The 1,969-nt window shown below is 51.1% G+C and carries 1 rRNA gene and 1 other annotated feature (1 of these 2 only partly in view); the gene reads left to right on the plus strand.

Annotated elements, in window-relative coordinates:
- Nucleotides 1-1,708, plus strand: a sequence feature (mutual gap in cmsearch alignment for this rRNA model is longer than 100) (it extends 1,277 nt beyond the left edge of the window).
- 140 nt (nt 1,709-1,848) lie between these two features.
- Nucleotides 1,849-1,961, plus strand: a 5S ribosomal RNA gene (rrf, locus tag BXA07_RS29605).
- Nucleotides 1,962-1,969 lie beyond the last annotated feature (8 nt).

Here is a 1,969-nt window from a genome sequence, read left to right on the forward strand (position 1 = left end):
AGATATGGTAGGAGAGCGTTCTGTAAGCCTGCGAAGGTGTCTTGTAAAGGATGCTGGAGGTATCAGAAGTGCGAATGCTGACATGAGTAGCGATAATGGGGGTGAAAAGCCTCCACGCCGTAAGCCCAAGGTTTCCTGTTCAACGTTCATCGGAGCAGGGTGAGTCGGCCCCTAAGGCGAGGCAGAGATGCGTAGCTGATGGGAAGCAGGTTAATATTCCTGCACCGTCGTATGATGCGATGGGGGGACGGATCGCGGAAGGTTGTCTGACTGTTGGAATAGTCAGTTTCTGTCTCATAGAAGGCGCTTAGGCAAATCCGGGCGCGGAATTCAAGGGGATGGGACGAGTGAACTTGTTCACGAAGCAATCGGAAGTGGTTCCAAGAAAAGCCTCTAAGCTTCAGTCATACGAGACCGTACCGCAAACCGACACAGGTGGGCGAGATGAGTATTCTAAGGCGCTTGAGAGAACTCGGGAGAAGGAACTCGGCAAATTGGTACCGTAACTTCGGGAAAAGGTACGCCCCGGTAGCTTGATTGGTTTACTCCATGAGGGTGAAAGGGTTGCAATAAACTGGTGGCTGCGACTGTTTAATAAAAACACAGCACTCTGCAAACACGAAAGTGGACGTATAGGGTGTGACGCCTGCCCGGTGCTGGAAGATTAAATGATGGGGTGCAAGCTCTTGATTGAAGTCCCAGTAAACGGCGGCCGTAACTATAACGGTCCTAAGGTAGCGAAATTCCTTGTCGGGTAAGTTCCGACCTGCACGAATGGCGTAACGATGGCCACACTGTCTCCTCCCGAGACTCAGCGAAGTTGAAATGTTTGTGATGATGCAATCTACCCGCGGCTAGACGGAAAGACCCCATGAACCTTTACTGTAGCTTTGCATTGGACTTTGAACCAATCTGTGTAGGATAGGTGGGAGGCTTTGAAGCGGGGACGCTAGTTCTCGTGGAGCCAACCTTGAAATACCACCCTGGTTTGTTTGAGGTTCTAACCTTGGTCCGTTATCCGGATCGGGGACAGTGCATGGTAGGCAGTTTGACTGGGGCGGTCTCCTCCTAAAGTGTAACGGAGGAGTTCGAAGGTACGCTAGATACGGTCGGACATCGTGTTGATAGTGCAATGGCATAAGCGTGCTTAACTGCGAGACTGACAAGTCGAGCAGGTACGAAAGTAGGACATAGTGATCCGGTGGTTCTGTATGGAAGGGCCATCGCTCAACGGATAAAAGGTACTCTGGGGATAACAGGCTGATTCCTCCCAAGAGTTCATATCGACGGGGGAGTTTGGCACCTCGATGTCGGCTCATCACATCCTGGGGCTGTAGCCGGTCCCAAGGGTATGGCTGTTCGCCATTTAAAGTGGTACGTGAGCTGGGTTTAAAACGTCGTGAGACAGTTTGGTCCCTATCTGCCGTGGGCGTTGGAAATTTGAAGGGGGCTGCTCCTAGTACGAGAGGACCGGAGTGGACGAACCTCTGGTGTACCGGTTGTCACGCCAGTGGCATTGCCGGGTAGCTAAGTTCGGAAGAGATAACCGCTGAAAGCATCTAAGCGGGAAACTTGCCTTGAGATGAGATTTCCCAGAGCCTTGAGCTCTTTGAAGGGTCGTTCGAGACCAGGACGTTGATAGGCTGGGTGTGGAAGTGCAGTAATGCATTAAGCTAACCAGTACTAATTGCCCGTACGGCTTGTCCCTATAACCTTAGCAGGTACAGAGGATAAGACGGTACAACGTTGCGTGTGTGTTGATACACCAATTCATTACCCAAAATCTTTGCTTCTTCCAGATTCATGGCCTTGTTGCTCCACAGAGAACAAGCGCCAGTACAAGTTATGCCTGATGACCATAGCAAGTTGGTCCCACCCCTTCCCATCCCGAACAGGACCGTGAAACAACTTTGCGCCGATGATAGTGCTGCAACCAGTGTGAAAGTAGGTTATCGTCAGGCTTGTTATT

This window comes from Janthinobacterium sp. TND4EL3, from assembly GCF_900156175.1.
GTDB lineage: Bacteria > Pseudomonadota > Gammaproteobacteria > Burkholderiales > Burkholderiaceae_D > Janthinobacterium.